Raw genomic sequence first — 21,368 nt, forward strand, 5'->3', positions numbered from 1 at the left:
AATGGTCAGGGACTCTTTTTAACATTATTCATATAACTAAGCTAGAACAGCGGCTGTAAGTCCAGCAAAGTTTATAGTAATTGTTTGGTTACCCGATAAACTATTCCCTGTGGCTTGCAGAGTATAGGTATGGGTGCCAGTCAGTGGTGTCTCGTCACAAGTGGTAAGAGCAGTCGTTATAGGGCTGTTTGCAGACACTGGGGTATCGTTTGCCGTACCAATTACAGCGCCATCATCACGAACGATTCTTAAGGTAAAGGTATTGCTTGCATTATTGGGTGTCCACGTTGCATAGGCGGTCAACCAAACTACGTTGGTAACGGCAGCCACAGTGGCAGTTACGGTTAGGACAGTGGCTGTTGGTGTAGTGGCAGTCAAGACAATAGGCGGGGTGCCAGCATACTTTGAACAATTAAATCCAGTTAAAAGCCCTGGGGGTCCAGCAGGTCCAGTAGGTCCAGTGGGTCCAGTAGGCCCAGTAGGCCCAGTAGGTCCGGCAGGTCCAGCGGGTCCGGCAGGTCCAGCGGGTCCAGCAGGTCCGGCAGGTCCTTGAGGTCCAATAGGGCCCGCAGGTCCGGCAGGTCCTTGAGGTCCAATAGGGCCAGGAGGCCCCGGAGGCCCTGGTATTCTACCCATAATAAGTTCACACTCCTCATATATGATAAGAACATAATATGTATGATGACTGTACTTGGAAATGGGATAACGACCATATTTGATACAGATTAGGTAAATGGCCTTATCAGAGCCGCGTGCGCTCTTTTTCTATGTGAAAAAACATCCGATTCACTGAGGAAAATTCCGGGGAGTGTACATTGAGAATTTTGAGGAATGGGCGTATAATGGGAACATATATTCGTGTTCTCTCCAAAAGAGGTGTATTGGATGAATCAAACAGCTACAAATGAAGTACTGCTTCGCAATTCGGCCTTGCTGCCGAACGCGCTGTCCATGATCGAAAATGAGGCCCGGACGCTTTCCGCTTCAAAAGATCCGATCCGACGGCTGTATATCTCTGCGGCGAAGGTAATTCACGTTCGGCTTACGAATGAGCTGGCCGACGTACGGAAGGAGCTGCGGCAGCGCGGGATTCGGGCGGAAAAGATCGATATTACCCGTGAGGAAGCGAGAGCGTTTGTTGCTGAAAAGATAGGGTGGCATATGCAAGGAATTGTGGATGAGTTGCAGCACAACGCAAAAAACCGCTGATGTTTGTCAGCGGGAAATGCTTATTTTCAGGCCGCAAATGTAGAACGACAGAATACTGTCGCCGGCGGAGTGACCTATCCGTATGTATTTTGTTTGCAATTCATTGTCGAACAGCTTCACTTTGAAGCATTTTAGTTTTTTGTTCTGCGAAGTTTGATCTGGCGAATACTCCAATCGCCACTGACCCTAACGTTACCAGAGAAGCAACGGCGTATATAGTCTGAATGCCGAAAGTATCGGCTATCCATCCAAGAGAAAGCAATGAAAAACTGAAAAACACATTGTTCGTTACCTCAAGACAAGCCATGACCTTCGGCAGCTTATCTTTTTCAGCATTTTCTTGTAACAAAGTTCTCCTTATTACTGCTGTTACTTGCAATGGCGGTCCCATGAGGAACATGAGCGCTATTGCCACAAAAGGGTTTCCATTAAATGCGAATACTCCCGCTATGGCCGCGTACATCACCAAACCCCATAACATTAAGGGGAATTTCTTATTGTTAAAGTAATTCGCGACTGAAACTACAAGCAACCCACCTATAATAGACCCCGCAAAGAAAGATCCATTTGCCAATCCCCACCAACTCTCGTCTTTGTTAAGAACCTGAACGCAAAACGCAAGCACAAAGGCGCCAAGCCAAGCTGTTCCGCCAATTGTATCAATTGCATCAACGATAAAGATAGTTCTTATTCGCTTGTCTCGAAAAGATGTCTTCCATCCTTCCGCAGCTTGCACCCACTTTGACTTTTTATTATAAGATTTATTTTCTTGATCGCTATTGTCCTTGACTAGAGAAGCAAGTATTGTAGCGATAAACAATGAGGCTAAAACGATAATCATGGAGTTAAATGTTCCAAGCACAATCACCAAAATTCCACTGAATGCCCAACTGGAGCATTTAATTATCTGATCGGTAGTGGATATCAACCCGTTAACTTTTACAAGGGCCTCTTTGGAGGCTAAGCGAGGAATTATGGAATTTCTGCAAGGCTTTACCCAAGCATCAAAAAATGAAATACAAAAAATCAGCAAAAACATTAGAGCGAGGGGGATTGATTTGCTCAATAAATAAAAAACCATGAAACACAAAAATATCGAGAATTGTGCCAATTGAGCGAATACCAATATTTTCACTAATCTGAACCTTGAAACCATGAGCGGAAAAATCAAACCGCTTATGATCTGCGAAAGAAATCGAACCAGTGGTACGATGACAGTCGACATCAATGAATGGGTGTTTCCGAATACAAAAGAAATGACTGACATCAGATAAATGATATCAGCAATGTTGGAGATGGCCTGGCTACCCCAAAGAAAATAAAAAGATTTTTTAATCATAAATTAGTCCATTTCCCTCTATCATAAATTTCCCTGCGTTTGTATTTATATGTAAATTATAACATAAATAACACACCAAAAGGAAACCCTTCTATTTCATTAGGCTATGTTAAATCCTGATGTTGATTTTTACCATAAGAAAACCGCCTCGTTGAAGAGGCGGCTTATTGTGCTATCGTACCCATTAGTTGAGTCCCTTTAATTTGGTTTTGCATTGATTTCCGTGTTTCCGGGACCGAGGGTCGCCCAGACTTGGAGCGTGAATAATGTCTATTTCAGTTAAGTCTTCTTTTAAACGTCACTTATTTATTACCGAGTTGTTCCGCCAAACCGATTAGAAGTCCTTCACTTCCACGAATGTAGCAGAGCCGATACGAGTCCCCGTACTGAACCACTTCGCCAACGAGCTGAGCACCATGCTTAGTGAGTCTGGATACCATTTCGTCAATGTCTTCAACGGTGAACATGACGCGTAGATAACCGAGTGCATTTACGGGAGCAGTTCGGTGATCTGATATAGTAGGTGGGGTGAGAAATCGCGAAAGTTCAAGTCGGCTGTGGCCATCTGGGGTAACCATCATAGCAATCTCTACACACTGTGAACCCAGCCCGGTTACGCGACCAGCCCATTCACCTTCGACAGTAGCTCGCCCTTCGAGCTTCAAGCCAATCTCCTCGAAGAAAGAGATTGCGTCATCAAGGGATTCTACAACGATGCCAACATTGTCCATTCTTAGTAATTTGTTTTTTGTCATAGTTTTATCTCCTTATGTGTACAAATTTATTAACTGAATTCTATCAAGAATTACTAACTCCTTCCAAACGATTAACATCTTGTCACAGTTCATGATAACAAAAATAAGGTAGCGTTGACGTTTAGCCTCTCCAGTACGGGATTTTACAGCGTACTTCCATCAATCGCTCGTTCCAATGCATCAATCAAGTCTCTTCAGTTCCTTTAAATCCATGGGTAAATCATCTCCGAACAGTTACCCTAATTATAGAACGTTAGTTCGTATATATCAAGCGTGGCACGGCAGCAGGCAGATTCCTTCCACGCCAGTAAGTGCAACCTCTAAATAGGGCTTGTGTCTATTTAGCATTGGAGAAATTTAAAAATAAGTAAAAAAATAAAAATTGGACATATTACCATTGAATGCAATTGACTAAAAAGGAGCGTGCAAAAATGGGAATCTTGAGTGGCAATCCCAAGGATGAACCTTTACATTACGGCGAAATTTTTAATTTGTGGCAATTCTCAATGAAAGCTAAGGGCTGCGTATCCGCATATCGAGTTTATCAATATCATGCTGGCGATGGCGACTTAAAAAAAGTACTTGGTGATCTAATTAATCAAGCTGAACTGGAAGTAAGTGAATGCGATTCCATACTCACTCATAATGGTATTGCGCCTTCTCCGGTTATGCCTTTGAAACCGGAAGCAAAACTCGAAGATATCCCTGTTGGTGCAAGATTTACTGATCAGGAAATTGCACCAATGATTGCAGCAGATACTTCAATGGGCTTGGTTGCTTGCAGTCAAATCATGGGGATGTCCATTAGAGAAGACATAGGAACATTATTCGCCAAGTACCATGCCACAAAGGCTGTTCTCGGGTTAAAAATATTGAGAATGAGCAAAGAAAAAGGTTGGTTAATTCCTCCCCCCTTACAGGTGAAAAGACCGGAATTAGCGGAAGTATGATGATTTCTTTATGGGGTTGGCCGCCGCCGGTTCGACTTGAAAGAAGATTAAATCTTGAGAATGTCCCTGCCAGTGCAATACCGGTCAGGGACTTTTTTGCGTTATTCAGCTTAATTCCAGACCAATTCCGTTACATTTTGTTTACAACTCGGAGAAGTTTTCTTTACATCCACCATTTATAACTGAGAATAGGCATGGACAACAACAAAGGAGTGAGAGGGAAAAATGAAAAAAACAGGAGTCCTACTGCTCAGCTTCACCTTAATCGCAATGTTGGCCGCTTGCAGCAGCGGTGCCGTCAAGCAAGTCAACAAGGGAGGCAGCGCTGCAAATCAGACGAACACCGGGCAGCAGGACGGTTCGTCGACGGAGGGCAAGACATCGACTGAGAGCACGACGCTGTCGGAGGACAAAACCTCCACCGCCGATAAAACGGCGGCCGGAGATAAAGGGACGAACGATGATAAATCGCCGGCAGGGGGCACGGCATCGGCGGATGGCGCATCATCCGGAGGTGGCGCGTCATCCGGGGTTAGGGCGTCTTCGGATGCGAAAGCACCGACGGAAAGCAAAGGAACGGCGGAGAGCAGGGCTTCCGTAAACAGTAAGTCTTCCCCGGGAGCAGCAGAGTCACAAGGTACTGTAGTTTCTCCGGGAGCGGCGCCGTCGACAGGCAGAAACGCGGCGTCGGAACGCAAGCCATCGTCCGAATCCGGGCCGGCGAGGGGGAGCAAAGCTCCGGCGGAAGCGACGCCATCCGGAACGGATAGAGTGCCGGCAGGCTCCGCGCCTACGAGTGTAGTCCAACCTGCGACGTCGTCGTAAACAGGGGAAACTTGAACGAATAAAGGGCATGGACGCGGGGGCGCCGTTGGTTTTCCCGCGTTTTGCATGGAGGCCGGCATGAAATTTCCCGCATTCCTCAAGAAAGACACGGTACTGGCTCTACTATTCCTTGCGCCAAGCGTGGGCGGTTTCGCGCTTTTTTATGCGATCCCATTTGTAATGGGGCTTGTTTATTCCTTTATGGACGGCACGATGGATGGAAATTTCGTAGGCCTCGCCAATTATAAGGAGCTGATGGCCAGCGGTTCGTTTCGGAAGGCCGCGTGGAACACCGCTCTCTTTACATCCGTCAGTGTACCGTTAATGGTTGCTATTTCTTTAGGGCTGGCACTGTTATTGAACGGAAATGTGTTTTTCCGCCAATGGCTGCGAACCGCCTATATTTTACCGCTTGTCGTACCGGTTGCCTCGATCGTATTGATCTGGCAAATCGGCTTCGACTGGAACGGCACGGTCAACGAATGGCTGCACCGCTTCGGGATTCAGCGGATCGATTGGATGAAATCGGAATGGGCTATTGTCGTCATCACGGCGATTTATATATGGAAGAACATCGGGTACAACATGATTTTGTTTTTGGCGGGGGTTCAAGCGATTCCCGAGAGCTATTACGAAATCGCCCGTCTCGAAGGGGCGGGGCCATTCACAAAGCTGCGGATTACCCTTGTCTATTTAATCCCGACGATGTTTTTCGTCGTTCTGATGTCGATTATGAATTCGTTCAAAGTGTTCAGGGAAGCGTATTTGCTGGCAGGCGGCTATCCGCACGACAGCATTTATATGCTCCAGCATTACATGAACAATATGTTTCTTTCACTCGATATTCAGAAGCTGACGGCCGCCGCGAGCCTCATGGTCGGCTGTATTATGATCATCGCGCTTGGGTTATTCAGGATGGAACGCGGTTTCCGGAGGTTTATGGAATGAAGCTGGGGGAGAAGAAAGCGGTGCTGCTGCAAAAATGGCTGATGACCTTCGTACTGCTCGTCCTTGCCTTGGTTATGCTGTTCCCTATCGGGATTACCTTCACGAATTCGCTCATGACGGAGCGCGAGATCGGGATTAACTACGATCTGCTAGGAAAGATGGTGAGCGCGGATTCCGGGAGACAGCACGAATTTGTCAATTTAAAGCTCATACCCGACTGGGTATCGCTAGAGCAATTTAACAAAGTGCTGATCCAGTCTCCGAAGTTTTTGTTCCTGTTCTGGAACTCCCTGCTCATGGTCGTGCCGATCGTATTCGGACAAACGGCCGTTGCCGCCTTGGCGGCCTATGCTTTCGCCATGCTTCGGTTTCCCGGCAGGGACTCGTTGTTTCTTATTTATATTATGGCGATGCTGATGCCGTTTCAGGTGACGCTGGTTCCTAACTATATTATGGCCGATAAGCTCGGCATCCTGAACAGTGTCGCCGCGATTATTTTGCCGGGCGTGTTCGCGACCTACGGCGTATTTCTGCTGCGGCAGTTCATGCTGCATATTCCCGCCCCGCTGCTCGAAGCGGCCCGGTTGGACGGGGCGGGAGCCGGAACGATTTTCGTCACGATCGTTCTGCCGCTGGTGAAGCCGGGACTGGCGGCGCTGACGGTTTTGCTATTCGTAGATTACTGGAACATGGTCGAGCAGCCGCTTATTTTTTTGGAGGACCCGCTCCGGCATCCGCTATCCGTCTATTTGGCGAGCATTCAGGAGGGAGCGCGGGGCGTAGGCTTTGCCGCTTCTTTGCTCTATATGAGCCCGGTTGTTCTGCTGTTTCTGTATGCGGAGTCTTATTTTGTCAGAGGAATCCAGTCATCCGGCATAAAAGGATAGGAGAGATGCATACGGTGGAGCTGCAAGGGATGGAGCTGGCGGAGGCTCGCAAAAAACGAAAAATGGTGGTGTTGTCGGGGGTATTTTTCGGTCTGCTGCTTGTGCTCACATTATTCAGCAATACGCTGCAGGCGATCACACTGCCCAAGGTACGGACGGAAACGCCGGTTAAGGGAAAGCTGGTTCACAGCATTGAAGCGAACGGCACACTTAAGCCGGTGGAGGAAGCTGAACTAAAGAACGAGACCGGCTGGAAGGTAAAGGCCGTTCACGTGAAAGCGGGGGATGCCGTCGTCAAGGACCAGCCACTGATTACGTATGACAGCAAACCGGCGGATCGGCAAATTGCGGATGAGCAAAGCGCCTTGAAGCAGCAAAAGCTGCAGCTGGACGGGTTGTTTGAAAGCTTCGTCGAAGCGAATCGGAACGGAGACTCCACGGCGATTAGCAAGGCTAAGCGGGATATCGAATCACGGCAGCTCGACATCGACGTCCGCGAACGCAAAATTCAAGCACTGCAAGAAGACTTGGCAGGCCAGCGTCAGATTGTGGCTCCGTTTGACGGAATCGTTACGAGCGTCCGCGCGACCGAAGGGCTTCCTTCCCTGTCAGGACAGCCGGTGGTCCGCGTGTCCAATGCGAGCCGGGGCTACGGAATGTCCGTGCTGGTAGCGGCGGATCTCGCAGCGTTTCTATCCGTCGGGGAAAAGATCGAGGTGGAGGTGAAAGACCAGGCGGTTCAAGTGATGGAAGGCCGGATTGACGAAATCGCCGATTCGCAAATGGAACTGGCAGGCGGCGCGGGGCAGAAGCAGGACGCCCCTCCGGCGTCGAAAACGGTACGTATTACCGTTCAAGGCGAAGGCTTGAACGGCGGGGAGCGGGCGGTCGTCCGGCTGCAAAAATCGGTGTCGGCGGACGAGCAGCTTTTGATCTCGAATGAGGCCGTCCACAAGGATCAAGAGGGGAAATTCGTTTATGTGATCGAAGAGCGGAAAGGCCCGCTTGGCAACGGCTTTTATGTGCGCAAGAGCTATATTCGGGCCGCCGATGGGAACGCGAACCAGACCGCCGTCCGGGAAGGCATTTTCCCGATGGATCAAGTTATCGTCGAAAGCGGTGAGCCTTTGCAGGCGGGGAACCGGGTACGGCTGCAATAATGGGAAAGGCCCTTCCGCTAGGCGAAGCGGTAGGGCCCTTCTTGATAACGCAGCGACTGAGGCAGAGGGCTAGCTCTTAAACCGCAGCGTAATGTCATGCATTTCTTGAGCCATCTTCGTCAGCGCGTTGACGGCATCCGAAATTTCCTCCATCGTGGCGAGCTGCTCTTCCGAAGCGGCGGCTACGCTCTCCGTCCTTGAGAAGGCGGCTTCCGAGATGCTCTTCATTTGATGAAGGGAAGCCGTGATCTGCTCGGTACCGGCAGACATTTCCTCCGAAGCGGCGGATACCTCTTGCATTTGATTGGCCACCTCTTGAACCGCAACCAAGATGTTGCGGAAGGCTTCTCCGGCTTCCTTCATAACGACCGTGCCGTTCTCGACTTCCCGGTTTCCTTTGTCCATCGCCACGACAGCCGTCTTGGTCTCGCTCTGAATCTGCTTAATGATCCCGGAAATTTGCTCGGCCGATTGGCGCGATTGCTCGGCCAGCTTCCGCACCTCGTCCGCCACGACGGCGAAGCCCCGCCCGTGCTCCCCGGCTCTTGCCGCTTCAATAGCGGCATTAAGGGCAAGTAGATTCGTTTGTGCGGAAATATCCGTAATGACGTCGACGATTTGTCCGATCTCTTGGGAACGGATTCCCAATTGATTGACCATCTGGGCGGATTCGCTGACCGACGTGCGGATCAAGTCCATCTGGGATACCGCATTTTGGATCGATTTATTACCTTCTGCGGCTTCTTTGGAAGCTTCTACGGACATCGTGGAGACATTGCTGGAAAATTCGGCGATCCGGTTAATGCCTGTAGCCATTTCCTCCATAGCCCGAACGCTTTCCGTCGTGCTTTGATATTGCTGGTCGGCGCCGCCGGCAATTTCTTGAATCGCGTGCACCACTTGGTTGGTCGATTGAGTGGATTGTTCGGAGCTGGCGAGCAATTGCTCCGAGCTGGCGGATAAATTTTGCGCTTCCATGCTGATCTTCACGATAAGCGCTCTTAAACCGGCAATCATCCCGTTAAAATCGTTGGTGAGCAGGCCGATTTCGTCTCGGGACCGATAGGTACCGCTAACCGTTAAATCCCCGTCTTGCGCTTGAGCCATCAATTGTTGAATATGGCGGATCGGGCGCGTGATCATGCTTGCTATGCCATAGCCGATCAATGAGCACAACAGCACGGCCAATAAAGTAACGACCACGATAACCGTCGTAGCGAATTTGGAGCTTTGAATGCTTTTCTCGTAGAATACTTTGGCGTCTTCTTCGTTGTATTTGACGACATTTTCCAGATTCTTGATCATCTCGGCGCGGATCGGTTTGAAGGAGGTGACGTATTCTTTATACGCCTCTTCTTTATTGTTCGCGACCGCGAGCGCATCGACTTTTTTCTTTGCTTCGTTATTTTTCGGAATCAAATTGATAAAGGCTTGGTACTGCTCCTGCGCCCGCTCCGACAACGGAAGCTGCTCCAACTGCTTGCGCACCGCTTGGTTTTTGTCCCGCGTTTGGGTAATTTGCTGCTGGATTTGCTTGATGAACGCTTCGTCCTTGGTGAGCAGCATTTCTAGCTGCAGGGAATCCATCTGCGAGTTGCCGAACAGCAAAGCTTCGACAAGGGTGTTGGGAACCAGCTTTTCCTCGTACATGGCGCGCGCGTTGTTCCCCATCGTCTTCATGACCACGTAACCGGTAATTCCGATGACCAGCAGAAATACGATCGCGAGGCCGAGCAGCCCCAAAATTTTTGGGCGGATTTTTACATTTTGTAGAAACTGCATCTCCCAGGTATCCTCCATTGCGTTAAAGTGGAATAAAAAAACCATCCCGAAAAAAAGGATGGACGGATCCCAACCAAATTTCGGCGGCCCGGCTGCCGTAGATTGAATTCTCCTTAGGCCCGTGGCTTTGCGTCCTTTTCTTTCGAAAAGTTTGCCGTTGTCGTATTTTGTCGCATTATGGATGTGTAGCTTCCGCCAAAGTATAATACAGCCCTGCGGAAAAGACAAGACTTTTTAACTAATCCTAAATGCTTATATTCGGATAAGGCAGGAATCCGTTGATAGGATTAATGTCACGACAAAATGGAAATCAATACCTTTTTTTGAACCGGCGTCGTAGACTTTCGACATATAAAATTTATTTTTCGTCATCGTTTGACAAAAATCGAAGTCTGGTTTATTCTCGGTTGTGTCCGGACAAAACTAATTTTTGGAATGAGGGAAAGCATCTTGAGAAAACTTCTTTCAAAGCTGGCTTTGTCGAGTTTAGCCATCATGATCCTCATATTCTCATCCGGCTTCTCAAGTGCGGAGGCCGGCAACGAGCACGCGAAGAAACAAAAAAAGCTTAAAGTCGCTTTGCTGCTGCCCGGTCCTGCGAATGACGGCGGCTTCATGGAATCCGCTTACCGTGGACTGATGAAAGCGAAGGAAGACTTCCGCCTGAAAGCGACCTATGTGGACAATGTCCCGCACGATACGGCGAAAATTGCCGATGAGCTGCGCAAGCTGGCCAAGAAGAAGCCTGATATGATCATCGCTCATGCCGGGCAAAGCTCGGAAGCCGTAAAGTTGGTCTCCAAGGAATTCCCAAAAATTAAATTTGTAAATACGCAAACGAACCTGACCGGCGATAATTTGTCCAGCTACCAGGTGAAGCAGGAAGAATCCGCATGGCTTGCCGGCGCTGCCGCAGGGCTGCTGACCAAATCCAATGTCGTGTCGCATATTTCCGGCGCGCGGGTCACTCCCGGATTTCATGGGCGTGCCGCATTTGCCGGAGGCTTGAAATACACGAATCCGAATGCAACGTTCCTGACCACCTTCACCGGCAATCAGGACGATGCCGCTTTGGCTAAAAAAGTCGCGCAGGCACAAATCGCTGCCGGCTCGGATATGATCTTCACCATGCTGAACGTTGCCCGTTCGGGCGTGACGGAAGCCGCGCGCGAGAATGGCGTCTTCCAATTCGGCAACGTGCGCGATTACTATGCGGATGCGCCCGACGTCTTCATCGGCTCCGCGATTTCCGATGCCGGCTTCACGGTATACGGCGCAATCAAGGATCTGGCCGAAGGCAAATGGAAGCCGAACACCGTCGTGAAGATCGGACTTGAAAATCCGGATGCGGTCCGTTTGGCGCTTGCTCCAACCGTTCCGCAGGAAGTAAAGGACAAGATCGCCGAATTTACGGAGAAAATCAAATCCGGCGAAATTATCGTTCCTTCGCAATATACGGGGCCTGAATTTGAAGTAAAATAAACGTGTCACATGGAAACAAGCACTGCGGTAGTTGCTGCCGGGTGCTTGTTTTTTTTGTCGAAAAACTTACAATCGGTTCCTAAAACTAACATTTTACTGGGGAGCGACCGATAAAAGGTAGAGTTCGTTTTTTGGGGCAGCTTAACGATAACGCTGCATAGAGGGGGAGAGGGCATGGAAACTTTCGAGCGTTTCAAATTCAACAGCAGGCTGCCGTTCGATCCTGGACTTTTAAAGCAGGAGCATGGCATCGATATCGACGACCAGACGCTAATAGGCTTAAGTCAATATCAGGAATGCTGGACTACGGACGAATACGTATATCGTATTCTGACCACCGAAGAAATTCGGGAAATGCTGGACTTTTTACAGGACTTGGCGTGCCACCGTGGCATTTGTCCGTTGCTTACGGACGATCAGTCCAATTACATAGGCTTGTATACCGACGGCCCGCTGCTGGATAAAGTATGCTACTTGGATCACGAAGAGACCGATTTGTCGCCGGGATTCCGCCATATGGAACGGTTCGTCGCGAAAAGCTTGCAAAACCCCGGAGCGGAGTGGGATCGGCTTGAGCGCGATTATCCTGTGGTATCCGACCGGGATGAGCAGCATGAACACAGCGTGCATGACTTAAAAGTGATTCAAGAGATCGATCAACGCCTCTTGCAAGAAGAGCTTGACGAGGATGACATGCAGCAGCTTATTTTTGCCAAATTGACGATCATGCCTTACGCGGAATCGGAACAGATTTGCCGTTATCTGACTTCGGATGACATGTTTATCCAGGAAAAAGCCGTTATCCTGCTAAGAAAAAGAAACTATACGGCGGCGGCCCGTTCTTTATTCGAGGTTGCCAAAAACGGGATGCATAACGGAAGGATGGCAGTGGTCTTCGCATTGAAGCAATTCCGTACGGAGGAAAGCAAACGGCTGCTGAAGGAATTGAAAGCGGTGCTGCCGAAACAATATTTTACATAGGAGTGAGAGAAGTGGAACACGCACATACCGAAGGAGAACACCGTTTTCCTTCGCCTGAGCAGGATTTCGACATTTATAAGGCGGCCCGAAGCGAAGGGGACTTCCAGCATGCTCTTTACCATATGGCCTGCGCCTTGTCGACCGATCCGGCTAACGCCGAATGGCTCGATTCCCTTAACGAGTGGATGGATGCGGGCGAGGACCTGCTGCCTTTTGTGCCGGTCGAGGAAAATAATTATTTCGCCGTTATGGCGGTAAGGGCCTACATTTACGCCAGGATGAACAAGTTCAACGATGCCTTCGGCCTCTTGGGGCAGGTGATTAAAGTAAAGCCCGAAATCCCTTATCTGGTGTGGGTGTCCGAATGGGAGCCGCGAATCGCCGGGGTGGATCATATCGAAGAAGGTACGATCATTGGTTTCGTCAGCGGAGTGCTGAGATCTCTCGATATGCTGGAAGGAAACGTACGGCACAAGACGCTTGCCGCTTTAGTGTCCGTGCTCCGAAAGATGTGCCAGGCGCATCCTAAAGCTTATATGTTATTCTGGCTGCTGTCCTCGATGTACCGGAGACAGGAGGATGTTCTGGCCGCATTTGCGGCAGCCAAAACGGCCTACAAGCTGAATAAATGCTGGAATACGGCCATTGGGATGGCGCTCTGCTTCAAAGCCCAAGGCAACATCCGCAAAGCGGCCGGCTTTTACAAGAAAGCAGGCAGGCTCGACCCCGGAAATGAGGCGGGCTATCTGGATCTGGGCGATCTGTATCTGGAAAACGGATTATACAAAAAAGCGCTGAAAGCTTACAACAAGGCTGCGGATATCCAGCCCGGTCACGAATGGGCGGTCCCGTCCATCCTTTACTGCGAATATATGATCAAACAAGACGCCGAGCGTTTGGGGAAAATCGAAGCTTACATTAAAGCGAACACTTCGAACGGCAGAGCGAGAGAACTGCTGAAACCGTTATTGCCGGGCTCCGAGCTTCCTTTTGTCGATTACATCCCGGAGCCGCAGGAAGCCACCATCAACGTGCTGCGTCAAGTGGCGGAGCAAAACCCGGATCTGGAAAGCGGCGGGACGATCAGCCTGACGATTAACCATCTGGAGGCTCCAAGCGCGATCCGTGCGATGGAGCTCTACTTAAGCAAATTCGGCAGAAGCGCTAATCCGCCCAAGCTGAATTTGACCATCGACAACGTCCCGGAGCCGGACCCAAGGCAGCCGATCGCGGAGAACGGCGCCATGTTATGGAATTACGAGGGGCCCATTGCACAGCCGGCTATGCCCGAGCCATCGGGCCGAGCGGTCGATGCCGTACGCCGATTGGCGATGACTCCGTACCAAATCGAGGATTGGTACCGCACCGCCGGAGAACTTGTCCAAAGTCTCACCCCTGCGTACCTGCCGGACTTACTCGCCATCCTGACTCATCCGCCGGAGCCGCCCGAATCGGTATCAAGCTGGCACTGGCTCCAGCGCATTCAATACGCAGCGGTATTCCTTATGGCGCGCCTTAGCCCATCCAAGCCCTCTGAAGCCTTGTTGTCTCTATGCCACGGTCAGTCGGATTGGCCGGTCAATGCGGCGGTGGCCGTATTGGCTTACGAAGCGCAGGGCGATCCCGAGCTGGAAAAAGCGGTATCCGAACTGTTTCTCCGGCTCATGGAGCGGATTCCGCAAGAAGGCTATTGCTTCTTTACTTTTGCGCTGATTTGCAGCTGGCTGCAGCTTTCGTCCATTGATATCAAGCTTAGGGAACAACTGGAGCAATGGAAGAACGATCTGGAGCAGCGGGAATAGGCTGTTTGCCCATACACGACCGATTCTTGAGGATCGGTCTTTTTTTCATCCGGAAAAACGAACCGAAATCCCCGGTTATTTGTCTTATTGTCATAACGACGCGATAGGGGGGTGAGCAAGAGTTGACCGACCGGGAATTATTCGATACGTACCGTAGGGACGTGTACTATTTGTGCCATTACATGCTGCACAACGCGGCCGATGCGGAGGATATCTGCCAGGAGGTATTTCTGAAGGCGTTCCAGACGGATCGGCAAGGCGTCGAACGGATCAAGCCATGGCTGCTGCGAATCGCCGTGAATATGTGCAAAAGTCATCTGGACCGCAGGAAGCGGGGCGTGCTGAAGGAGCTGAAGCATTTTCTGCTGGAGCGCAGACGCGATTCGGAAGCGGCGGACGAAGCGCTGGAGCGGAAGGAAAACGAGCTGGAGACGGAGCTGTGGCTCCGGGCGTTGCCGGTCAAGAATCGGACGGTAATGACATTGCGGTATATTCACGAGCTGAGCTTGCAGGAAATTGCAGAGACGCTGAATATCCCGCCGGGCACGGTAAAATCAAGATTGAACCGAGGGCTGCGGCAGATGAGAAAAGAGTCTGGAAAAAATAATCCAAATTTGAAAGGAGCGGAATGTCTTGAATAAGCTGACGGAAGAACAGTTGCTGGAGCTGGCGCGCAAGGAACGTCCCAAGCTTCCGGATTTTGAAGCGATGTGGGAAAGAATTCAGACGAATGCGAATTTGCAAAATGCTTCGGCAGCGCCGAGAAGCAGAAGCTTGGCCCGCAGTCGGAAACGTCTCATTCCGTTAGCCATTGCGGTATCTTCGGTCATCGTGGCCGCGCCAGTGGTTGCAGGTGTATCGATGGGCTGGCCGGTGCTGTTTGACCGGCTGGGCTTTACGACGGCAATGGAGTCCGGCTTGGGCAATCCGCTGGACATCACGGTAACGTCGGCAGGTGCGACTTTGGCTCTCCATGGCGTTGTTACGGACGACCAGCGGCTGGATGTTATGTTTACCTTCGACGTTCCGTCATTACCGGATTATGACGCCGTCGAGTTCGAGCACCAGAAGTTAACGAATCCCCAAGGCAAAGCTATGCCTCTGAATGGTTTGATCCGCAAGGATACCTTGCCGAACCGTATGATCGGGCTACTGGAAACGGACAATGGACTGGGAAATAAGCGGGAACAGCTTAAGCTGTCGCTGAAAAATCTTGTTTTTTACAAATACAAAGATACGGAGCTTGACGCCGGCCCGATGTTGTTAAAGGATGGCGACCGTGTGGACAGCCGCACCCGTTTCGGAACGCTGCAGGTCGTTTCGGCTGTAAGGGAAAACGGTGTGCTGACGCTGCGCTATGAAATTCCGATCAGCGGACCGGAGGATGGGACGTTGAATCCGGGGCTGTTCCTTAAAGCAGGAGAAAAAAGGGTGAATTCGAGTTATTCCGCTACATTGCCGACGGAGAAATCGGGGATTCAGCTCCGCCAGGATATCTTCCGTCTGTCGGATTCCGAGCTGAAGAGCGCCAAGCTATACTTCACTTACCTGGACGCTATCCAAACGATCGCGGGGACGTGGGATACGTCGTTTGAAGCCGATGGCAGGAAAGCGAGTCAGGCGATGTTCCGCAAACCGCTTGACCCGGCGGCGGTTGCTAACGATTCGATTATGGATTTGAAGGAGCTTGTCGTGACGCCGCTGGAAGTCCGTCTGATGTATGACGATAAGCTGAAAACCAAATCCCCTGATCTGGAATCGGTATATTACGATACCAATCAGCTTGTGCTAAATGGTAAAACAATTAACGGCGGGAACTTTTCCGCGGAAAAAAGCGGCTGGTATCTCCGCTTCCAGCTGCCGGAATGGTCCAAGGATTGGTCCCAGGCGCCGATGAAGCTGCTGCTGTCCAATGCCCGCGTCACGAAGCGTTCCAAGGCGTGGCATCCGCTGGAGACTCCGTCCGATACGAAGCGGACGATCGAAACGAAGCTGGATCAGTTTCCGGTCACGTTTACGTATTACAAGGAGGGCGAGGATCTGATCGTCGAATCGTATTCGACCGATCCGGACTTTATCGTCGTCTCGCAAACGTCTGTCAAGAAAGACGGAGAGGTCGTTTATCCTCCGATCACTCCAACCCCCCCGGGAGGCAACGGCACGAGCCGGAAAGTGGACCGGTACCCCGGACTGCTGTCCAAGCCGGGTAAACTGGAGCTGAATCCGGGCTTCTATCACTACAAGGACAGCAGTCGCAAGGTGGAATTGACGATCAATTAAAAAGAAATGCGGGGAATGGCCCCGCCAGATCAGGCTTTTGTAACGGCTGCTCCGAAATCATCGGGGCAGTCGTTGCCGTACTCAAGCTGAAGCAGCCCCATATGAATGATGTCGTGCCATGCGCCTTCCCTGAACAAGCTTTGCCGGGAAATCCCCTCCCGCCGGAAGCCGAGTTTCTCATAGAGCTTGATCGCTCTCTCGTTGAAGGAAAATACTCTCAACGAGACCCGGTGCAGGTTCAGCTCCAGGAATGCATAGTCAAGCAGCAGCTTTAAAGCCTCGGTTCCGTAGCCTTTCCCCCAATAAGCCTTGTTGCCGATATCGATGATGCATTCGGCATTCCGGTTTTTGGTATCGATTTGAATTAATGATGTAATCCCGAATGGCGTTTCCGATGTTTTGTCGACCAGAATATAGCTTTTGGAGGAGGGGGAGCCCAGGATGACTTGATGCACGAATTGCCGGGTCTCTTCGAGATCGTAAATATCGAGCCAGGGACTGGTCGAACGCATCACCTCCAGATCGTTTCTCCACGCATGATACAGCTCCGCATCGTCCGCCGTAGCTTTTCTAAAGACGATTCTGTCGGATTCGAACAACATGGCAAGCACTCCTTTAAGATAGGATGTATAGTTAATTTTAAACTTGGTCAATCGGGCAGAGCATTTCTTTCAACGAAAAAAGGAAGACGGTCAACTGTTCCTCCACAAGGGTTGTTTCCGCTCCGAGTTGGAACGTATCCAGCATCAAACCGTCCATAAACGAAACAAAATACAAGGCGACCGCCTCCGGCGACAGTCGGGGCCGGAATTCTCCCCGCTCTGTTCCTTTGAGAATGACCGACTCGATAGCTTCCTTGATCCGCATGTAACGCTGCGCGATGTACGGGAAGCTTTCTTTATTCCGCCTGTATCCGGGGGACAGAAAAAACTCCGCCTTGGCCAACAGCAGCGTCTGCCCGACTGTCTTCAGGCTGTGCCGTTGACGGTTGACCCAGTCGGTTAGCTGGGGCCAGAGCGGCGAGGAATCGGTCAACTCGAAGAAGAGGATGTCCTGCCGGTCGTCAAATTGCAGCACTTCAATAAACGCGTGCTCGATATTGTCGAAGTAGGAATACAGCGCGCCTCGGGATATTCCGGCTTCGTTCATAATCGATTGCATCGTCGCCTGTGTATAGCCCTCCCGGATAAACACGTGCCTTGCCGCTTGCAGCAGCTCGTGCTTTTTGTCCTTCTTGTATTGATCGCTTACTTTGGGAGACAAGGGGATCAGCTCCTCCTGATAATAAAAAAGACATGAATGTCGTTTTTGTCCGCAAAGTTATTATAAACGACATGAATGTCGTTTTTCAAGTTGTTAATGGGCAAAGGTGGTAGTTTTTCATTTACATACATACTGTATGTATGTAAAGGTATTAGTATCTTAATTATCTTAATCCCGAAGGAGATCGATCACGGTGAAAACAAACAGCTTCTACCCGGTTATTTTGACGGAGCAGGTTGCGGTGAGCGCGTCCTTTTACAAAACTCATTTCGGCTTTGAAGCGGTATACGAAGCCGACTGGTACGTGAGCTTGAAAATGTCCCAGGGCAGCGTTTCCTACGAATTGGCGATTTTGGACGCTTCGCATCATACGATACCTGCAGCCTACCGCAGTCCGGTGCAGGGCTTAATTCTTAATTTTGAAGTGGACGATGTCGATGCGGAATACCGGAGGCTCATTATCGAGGAGAAGCTGCCCTTGGAGCTTGAGCTTCGGGACGAAGAGTTCGGACAGCGGCATTTCATAACGTGCGATCCTAACGGCGTCTTAATTGACGTGATCAAAATAATCCCTCCCTCGGAAGTGGAAAGCGCGCAATATGCCGAGAACGTGTGGGCGGATGGCGAAGAAGGCGGGGAAGCCTGAGAATTAAGGGTGTTGGCGAACCGGGGGGCAGCCGGACAGAAAGGGAGTAAAGTATCTTGTGAAAAAAAATAAAGAAGAAACCGATGAAACGATTCGCAAGCTGATCGCAATTGCCAGAAGGTATTTTACGGAAAAAGGGTACGCGGACTCGGCCTTGGAAGAGATCGTAAGCGAGGCCAAGCTGACGCGGGGGGCGCTTTATCATCACTTTGGAAATAAAAAGGGACTGTTTCACGTCGTGCTGGAATCCGTGCAGAAGGAAGTTGCGGAGCAGATCGAAGCGGAGGCGTCCCAAAGCGACGATGTGTGGGAGCAACTGCTGTTCGGGTGCCGAGCCTTCGTTAAGGCTGCGGTTGAACCCCGAAGCCGGCGGATTCTGCTGATCGATGGTCCTGCCGTGTTAGGCTGGGACGTCTGGCGCAAAATGGATCAGCAGCATTCGATGCGGCTGCTGCGCGAGCAGCTTCAAATCATGAAGCAGCAGGGGTGCTTGCGGCCCGCATCGATCGAAGCTATGACGCATTTTTTGTCCGGCGCACTGAACGAATCGGCACTGTGGATTGCGCAGATGCCGGATCAGCGGCAAGCGCTGGAGGAGTCCATGACGGTCATTGCCTTATTGGTGGAAGGGCTCAAAAAATAAGCAAATCGACCGTTCCGGCAAAGGAACGGTCGATTTTTGTGACGAAAAACAGGCTGTCTCAGTTCTTTTTCGCTTTGTTCTCTGCGGTTCTTGTAAGCAGCATGTCCACAAAGAGGTCGATCTGTTCCGTGATGGCAATCGGATCGTACCGGTAAAACGTGTCAAAGTCATTCATGAACAACGTATTGTTCTTAACCGCATTCAGACCTTGCCACACCGAGGAAGCTTGCAACTGCTTCAAAGCTTCGCCTTTTTTCTCGGGGTCGTACGTCGTTAGAAACATGTAGTCAGCCGCATATTTAGGCAGCACCTCCATCGACAGCTGCACGGAACCGGTGTTGCCTTTAATCTCCGAACGGACCAAGTCCGGCATTTTCAGCCCCAGCGCGTTATACACCGTTTGACCGCCCCGTCCGGCATTGTCTCCGAATACCCACAGGGTGCCTTTATCGGTCAACTCGTAGAGCCCGACGGTGGCGTTCGGATCGATGACCCCTTTCAATTTCTCGCGGCCTTGCGCCGCCTTTTGATCGAATTCTTTAATAAATTGCTCCGCTTTTTGCGGTTCGCCGACAATATCACCGAACAGTTTCACCGTTTCGTAAATGTTGGATGTTGTGCCGTAAGGGATATGTAGAGTAGGAGCGATTTTGGACAGCTCTTCATAGTTTTTGTCATACATAACGACGATCAGGTCAGGGGCAAGCTCCAGCGTTTTCTCCGCATTCACCGGCGTGCCTACGTCGACGGCTCCTGTGAGCCGCTTCTTTAGAAACGGATTGTCGAAGGTGGTGGGTTCGACACCGACTACGTTAGCGCCTACGGACAACAGCTCGCCGCCATAAAAATCTGTGACGATCCGTTTAGGCTTTGCCGGGATGTTGATATTGCCTTTGACCGTGGAGAAGCTGCGGGTTGCGGCAGTGGCAGCTTCCGTCGACGGCTCCTTGGCAGCCTGCTTGGCCGGGGCGGGATCGCCGGCAGTTGTTGCCGAACCGCCGCAAGCGGAGAGCAGCGTAACGAGAAGCAAATAAATGAGGCCTGCGGCCCAAAACGGTTTGTTCTTAGACATGATTTCCCTCCGTGAGACCATATATTGAAAATGAGAATCATTATCGGTAAAGATCATATCAAAAATGATTCTCAATCGTCAATAGAAATCGGAGAGACTGTCTGTCTCGTGGAACGGGCCGCCCCCGCATCCCCTTGCTAAGCGCGGAACGGATCGTCGCTGATGCCGGCCTGAAGTACGATTTTGGCATATTCCTGGGCACTGAATAACGAATGATCCTTATAATTTCCACATTCCAAGGCGGAGACGGCAGGCACTGTTTCCGTTGCGACGACCTTCTTCAGCACGTTCGTCAACGCGGCGGCAACGTCCGCCGGTTTGTGCTCATCCCAGATGATCATATAAAATCCGGTTCGGCAGCCCATTGGAGAGACGTCGATGATGCCTGTCAATTCGTCGCGCAAATAGGTAGCAAGCAAATGCTCTAGCGTATGTACGGCGGCCGTAGGCAGAGCCTCTTGATTCGGCTGCAGGAAACGCAGGTCATATTTCTGAATGGTGCTGCCTTTTTCGTTCTTCTCCGTGCCGGCCAGACGGACGTACGGCGCTTTGACGATCGTATGATCCAATTCGAAGCTTTCGACTTTAGCCATGGGTATCTTCCTTTCGCGCATTTGTTATTCAAAGTATCACAATCGGAATTATAAGTAAATAGGCGGGGCACAAAAATAAATACGGTATGAAACCCAAGCAAGCTTGTGCGTCCGCTTCTTTGAGGTCGTATGAAACGACTGCTAAATGGTAATATAAAATGGGAAAAGCAGTCATTCCGGTCTAACAAGGTTTGACTGCTGTAAGCGATATTTTATGTACGGAGGGGATAGAACATGTTAGCTTCTATTCAACAAGTGGACGGCGGGTATACGGCCCGTTTCGAGCGTCATCTGAAGCATCCCGTCGATCAAGTATGGTCGGTGCTAACGGATAACGATCGGCTTGCCAGGTGGTTTCCCCAGCTTCGGATTGATGAACTACGGGAGGGCGGACTGATCAAGTTCGACATGCAGGACGGAACCTTTAAAGAGCTTAAGATTACCGATCTTGCCATGCATTCGGTGCTGGGCTACACCTGGGGCGAGGACCGCGTTCGCTTTGAGCTGTACCCGGAGCCGGAAGGCTGCCTGCTGGTTCTCGTTGAGCAGCTTCATAAGATTACCGGCCATACCTCCAAGGATCTGGCGGGCTGGCACGTATGTCTGGGTGTTATCGACGCGCTGTTATCAGGCCGGGCAACCGGGTTCCGAAAAGAAGAATGGGAAACATGGCATGAGCAATATGTCCGGATCTTGACGCCTCTCGGAAGTGCCGACGAGTAAGGAGCAGGAGAGGGCGCTGCCCGCTCGA

22 protein-coding genes and 1 riboswitch are annotated in these 21,368 nt (G+C 50.7%); of the genes, 14 read left to right on the forward strand and 8 right to left on the reverse strand.

The window, feature by feature from the left end; translation table 11 throughout:
• Positions 1 to 422: 422 nt before the first annotated feature.
• Positions 423 to 596, reverse strand: coding sequence for a hypothetical protein (locus tag PEL01S_RS34920; RefSeq protein WP_218032550.1), 174 nt, complete (start codon positions 594 to 596; stop codon positions 423 to 425).
• A 289-nt stretch (positions 597 to 885) separates the two neighbouring features.
• On the opposite strand from PEL01S_RS34920, the gene PEL01S_RS14615 reads away from it, so the two are divergent.
• Entirely contained in the window at positions 886 to 1,209 is a 324-nt protein-coding gene (locus tag PEL01S_RS14615; RefSeq protein ID WP_127460810.1) for a YhjD family protein, read from the forward strand.
• 100 nt (positions 1,210 to 1,309) lie between these two features.
• Here the strand turns inward: PEL01S_RS14615 and PEL01S_RS14620 are convergent, their stop codons facing one another.
• A complete protein-coding gene (locus PEL01S_RS14620) occupies positions 1,310 to 2,548 on the reverse strand; it encodes an MFS transporter (protein WP_127460811.1) in 1,239 nt (412 codons plus the stop codon).
• A 302-nt stretch (positions 2,549 to 2,850) separates the two neighbouring features.
• Positions 2,851 to 3,303, reverse strand: coding sequence for a VOC family protein (locus PEL01S_RS14625; RefSeq protein ID WP_127460812.1), 453 nt, complete (start codon positions 3,301 to 3,303; stop codon positions 2,851 to 2,853).
• A gap of 431 nt (positions 3,304 to 3,734) precedes the next feature.
• Between PEL01S_RS14625 and PEL01S_RS14630 the strand changes: the two genes are divergently transcribed.
• From PEL01S_RS14630 to PEL01S_RS14650, 5 genes are all read left to right on the forward strand, one after another.
• Positions 3,735 to 4,253, forward strand: coding sequence for a DUF3231 family protein (locus PEL01S_RS14630; RefSeq protein WP_063178633.1), 519 nt, complete (start codon positions 3,735 to 3,737; stop codon positions 4,251 to 4,253).
• 225 nt (positions 4,254 to 4,478) lie between these two features.
• The gene (locus PEL01S_RS14635) at positions 4,479 to 5,078 is read left to right on the forward strand and encodes a hypothetical protein (RefSeq protein ID WP_127460813.1); all 600 of its coding nucleotides are present in this window, start codon (positions 4,479 to 4,481) and stop codon (positions 5,076 to 5,078) included.
• A 78-nt stretch (positions 5,079 to 5,156) separates the two neighbouring features.
• Positions 5,157 to 6,026, forward strand: a complete 870-nt coding sequence (locus tag PEL01S_RS14640) for a carbohydrate ABC transporter permease (protein WP_127460814.1) — start codon at positions 5,157 to 5,159, stop codon at positions 6,024 to 6,026.
• Positions 6,023 to 6,913 (forward strand): carbohydrate ABC transporter permease, encoded by an 891-nt coding sequence (locus PEL01S_RS14645; RefSeq protein ID WP_127460815.1) that lies wholly within the window; start codon positions 6,023 to 6,025, stop codon positions 6,911 to 6,913. Before PEL01S_RS14640 ends, PEL01S_RS14645 begins: the two co-directional genes overlap by 4 nt.
• A gap of 14 nt (positions 6,914 to 6,927) precedes the next feature.
• On the forward strand, positions 6,928 to 8,073 hold the full coding sequence (locus PEL01S_RS14650; RefSeq protein WP_163767694.1) for an efflux RND transporter periplasmic adaptor subunit: 1,146 nt from the start codon (positions 6,928 to 6,930) through the stop codon (positions 8,071 to 8,073).
• A gap of 69 nt (positions 8,074 to 8,142) precedes the next feature.
• On the opposite strand, the gene PEL01S_RS14655 is transcribed toward PEL01S_RS14650, so the two are convergent.
• The gene (locus PEL01S_RS14655; RefSeq protein ID WP_163767691.1) at positions 8,143 to 9,855 is read right to left on the reverse strand and encodes a methyl-accepting chemotaxis protein; all 1,713 of its coding nucleotides are present in this window, start codon (positions 9,853 to 9,855) and stop codon (positions 8,143 to 8,145) included.
• A gap of 79 nt (positions 9,856 to 9,934) precedes the next feature.
• A riboswitch (cyclic di-GMP riboswitch) is annotated at positions 9,935 to 10,021 on the reverse strand.
• Positions 10,022 to 10,305: 284 nt separating this feature from the next.
• On the opposite strand from PEL01S_RS14655, the gene PEL01S_RS14660 reads away from it, so the two are divergent.
• From PEL01S_RS14660 to PEL01S_RS14680, 5 genes are all read left to right on the forward strand, one after another.
• On the forward strand, positions 10,306 to 11,337 hold the full coding sequence (locus tag PEL01S_RS14660) for a BMP family protein (RefSeq protein ID WP_204343446.1): 1,032 nt from the start codon (positions 10,306 to 10,308) through the stop codon (positions 11,335 to 11,337).
• 174 nt (positions 11,338 to 11,511) lie between these two features.
• Positions 11,512 to 12,318 carry a hypothetical protein gene (locus PEL01S_RS14665; RefSeq protein WP_127460819.1) on the forward strand — a complete coding sequence of 269 codons (807 nt, stop codon included), beginning with the start codon at positions 11,512 to 11,514 and terminating at the stop codon, positions 12,316 to 12,318.
• 11 nt (positions 12,319 to 12,329) lie between these two features.
• On the forward strand, positions 12,330 to 14,120 hold the full coding sequence (locus PEL01S_RS14670) for a tetratricopeptide repeat protein (protein ID WP_127460820.1): 1,791 nt from the start codon (positions 12,330 to 12,332) through the stop codon (positions 14,118 to 14,120).
• A gap of 122 nt (positions 14,121 to 14,242) precedes the next feature.
• Positions 14,243 to 14,761: an RNA polymerase sigma factor gene (locus PEL01S_RS14675; protein ID WP_063178648.1), complete on the forward strand. Its 519-nt coding sequence runs from the start codon at positions 14,243 to 14,245 to the stop codon at positions 14,759 to 14,761.
• Complete coding sequence (locus PEL01S_RS14680) at positions 14,754 to 16,400, forward strand: DUF4179 domain-containing protein (RefSeq protein ID WP_127460821.1); 1,647 nt, start codon at positions 14,754 to 14,756, stop codon at positions 16,398 to 16,400. Before PEL01S_RS14675 ends, PEL01S_RS14680 begins: the two co-directional genes overlap by 8 nt.
• A 29-nt stretch (positions 16,401 to 16,429) precedes the next feature.
• On the opposite strand, the gene PEL01S_RS14685 is transcribed toward PEL01S_RS14680, so the two are convergent.
• Complete coding sequence (locus PEL01S_RS14685; RefSeq protein WP_127460822.1) at positions 16,430 to 17,002, reverse strand: GNAT family N-acetyltransferase; 573 nt, start codon at positions 17,000 to 17,002, stop codon at positions 16,430 to 16,432.
• Positions 17,003 to 17,039: 37 nt separating this feature from the next.
• Complete coding sequence (locus tag PEL01S_RS14690; RefSeq protein ID WP_127460823.1) at positions 17,040 to 17,663, reverse strand: TetR/AcrR family transcriptional regulator; 624 nt, start codon at positions 17,661 to 17,663, stop codon at positions 17,040 to 17,042.
• Positions 17,664 to 17,856: 193 nt separating this feature from the next.
• Between PEL01S_RS14690 and PEL01S_RS14695 the strand changes: the two genes are divergently transcribed.
• A complete protein-coding gene (locus PEL01S_RS14695; RefSeq protein WP_127460824.1) occupies positions 17,857 to 18,309 on the forward strand; it encodes a VOC family protein in 453 nt (150 codons plus the stop codon).
• Between the two features lie 58 nt (positions 18,310 to 18,367).
• On the forward strand, positions 18,368 to 18,952 hold the full coding sequence (locus PEL01S_RS14700; RefSeq protein ID WP_063178657.1) for a TetR/AcrR family transcriptional regulator: 585 nt from the start codon (positions 18,368 to 18,370) through the stop codon (positions 18,950 to 18,952).
• A gap of 58 nt (positions 18,953 to 19,010) precedes the next feature.
• Here PEL01S_RS14700 and PEL01S_RS14705 read toward each other — a convergent pair whose 3' ends face one another.
• Positions 19,011 to 20,024, reverse strand: coding sequence for an iron-hydroxamate ABC transporter substrate-binding protein (locus PEL01S_RS14705; RefSeq protein WP_063178659.1), 1,014 nt, complete (start codon positions 20,022 to 20,024; stop codon positions 19,011 to 19,013).
• Positions 20,025 to 20,161: 137 nt separating this feature from the next.
• The gene (locus PEL01S_RS14710; RefSeq protein ID WP_127460825.1) at positions 20,162 to 20,617 is read right to left on the reverse strand and encodes an S-ribosylhomocysteine lyase; all 456 of its coding nucleotides are present in this window, start codon (positions 20,615 to 20,617) and stop codon (positions 20,162 to 20,164) included.
• Positions 20,618 to 20,851: 234 nt separating this feature from the next.
• On the opposite strand from PEL01S_RS14710, the gene PEL01S_RS14715 reads away from it, so the two are divergent.
• Entirely contained in the window at positions 20,852 to 21,340 is a 489-nt protein-coding gene (locus PEL01S_RS14715; RefSeq protein WP_063178663.1) for an SRPBCC family protein, read from the forward strand.
• The last annotated feature ends 28 nt before the right edge of the window (positions 21,341 to 21,368 follow it).

Origin of the sequence: Paenibacillus elgii NBRC 100335, from assembly GCF_004000865.1 — a bacterium.
Lineage (GTDB): Bacteria > Bacillota > Bacilli > Paenibacillales > NBRC-103111 > Paenibacillus_G > Paenibacillus_G elgii.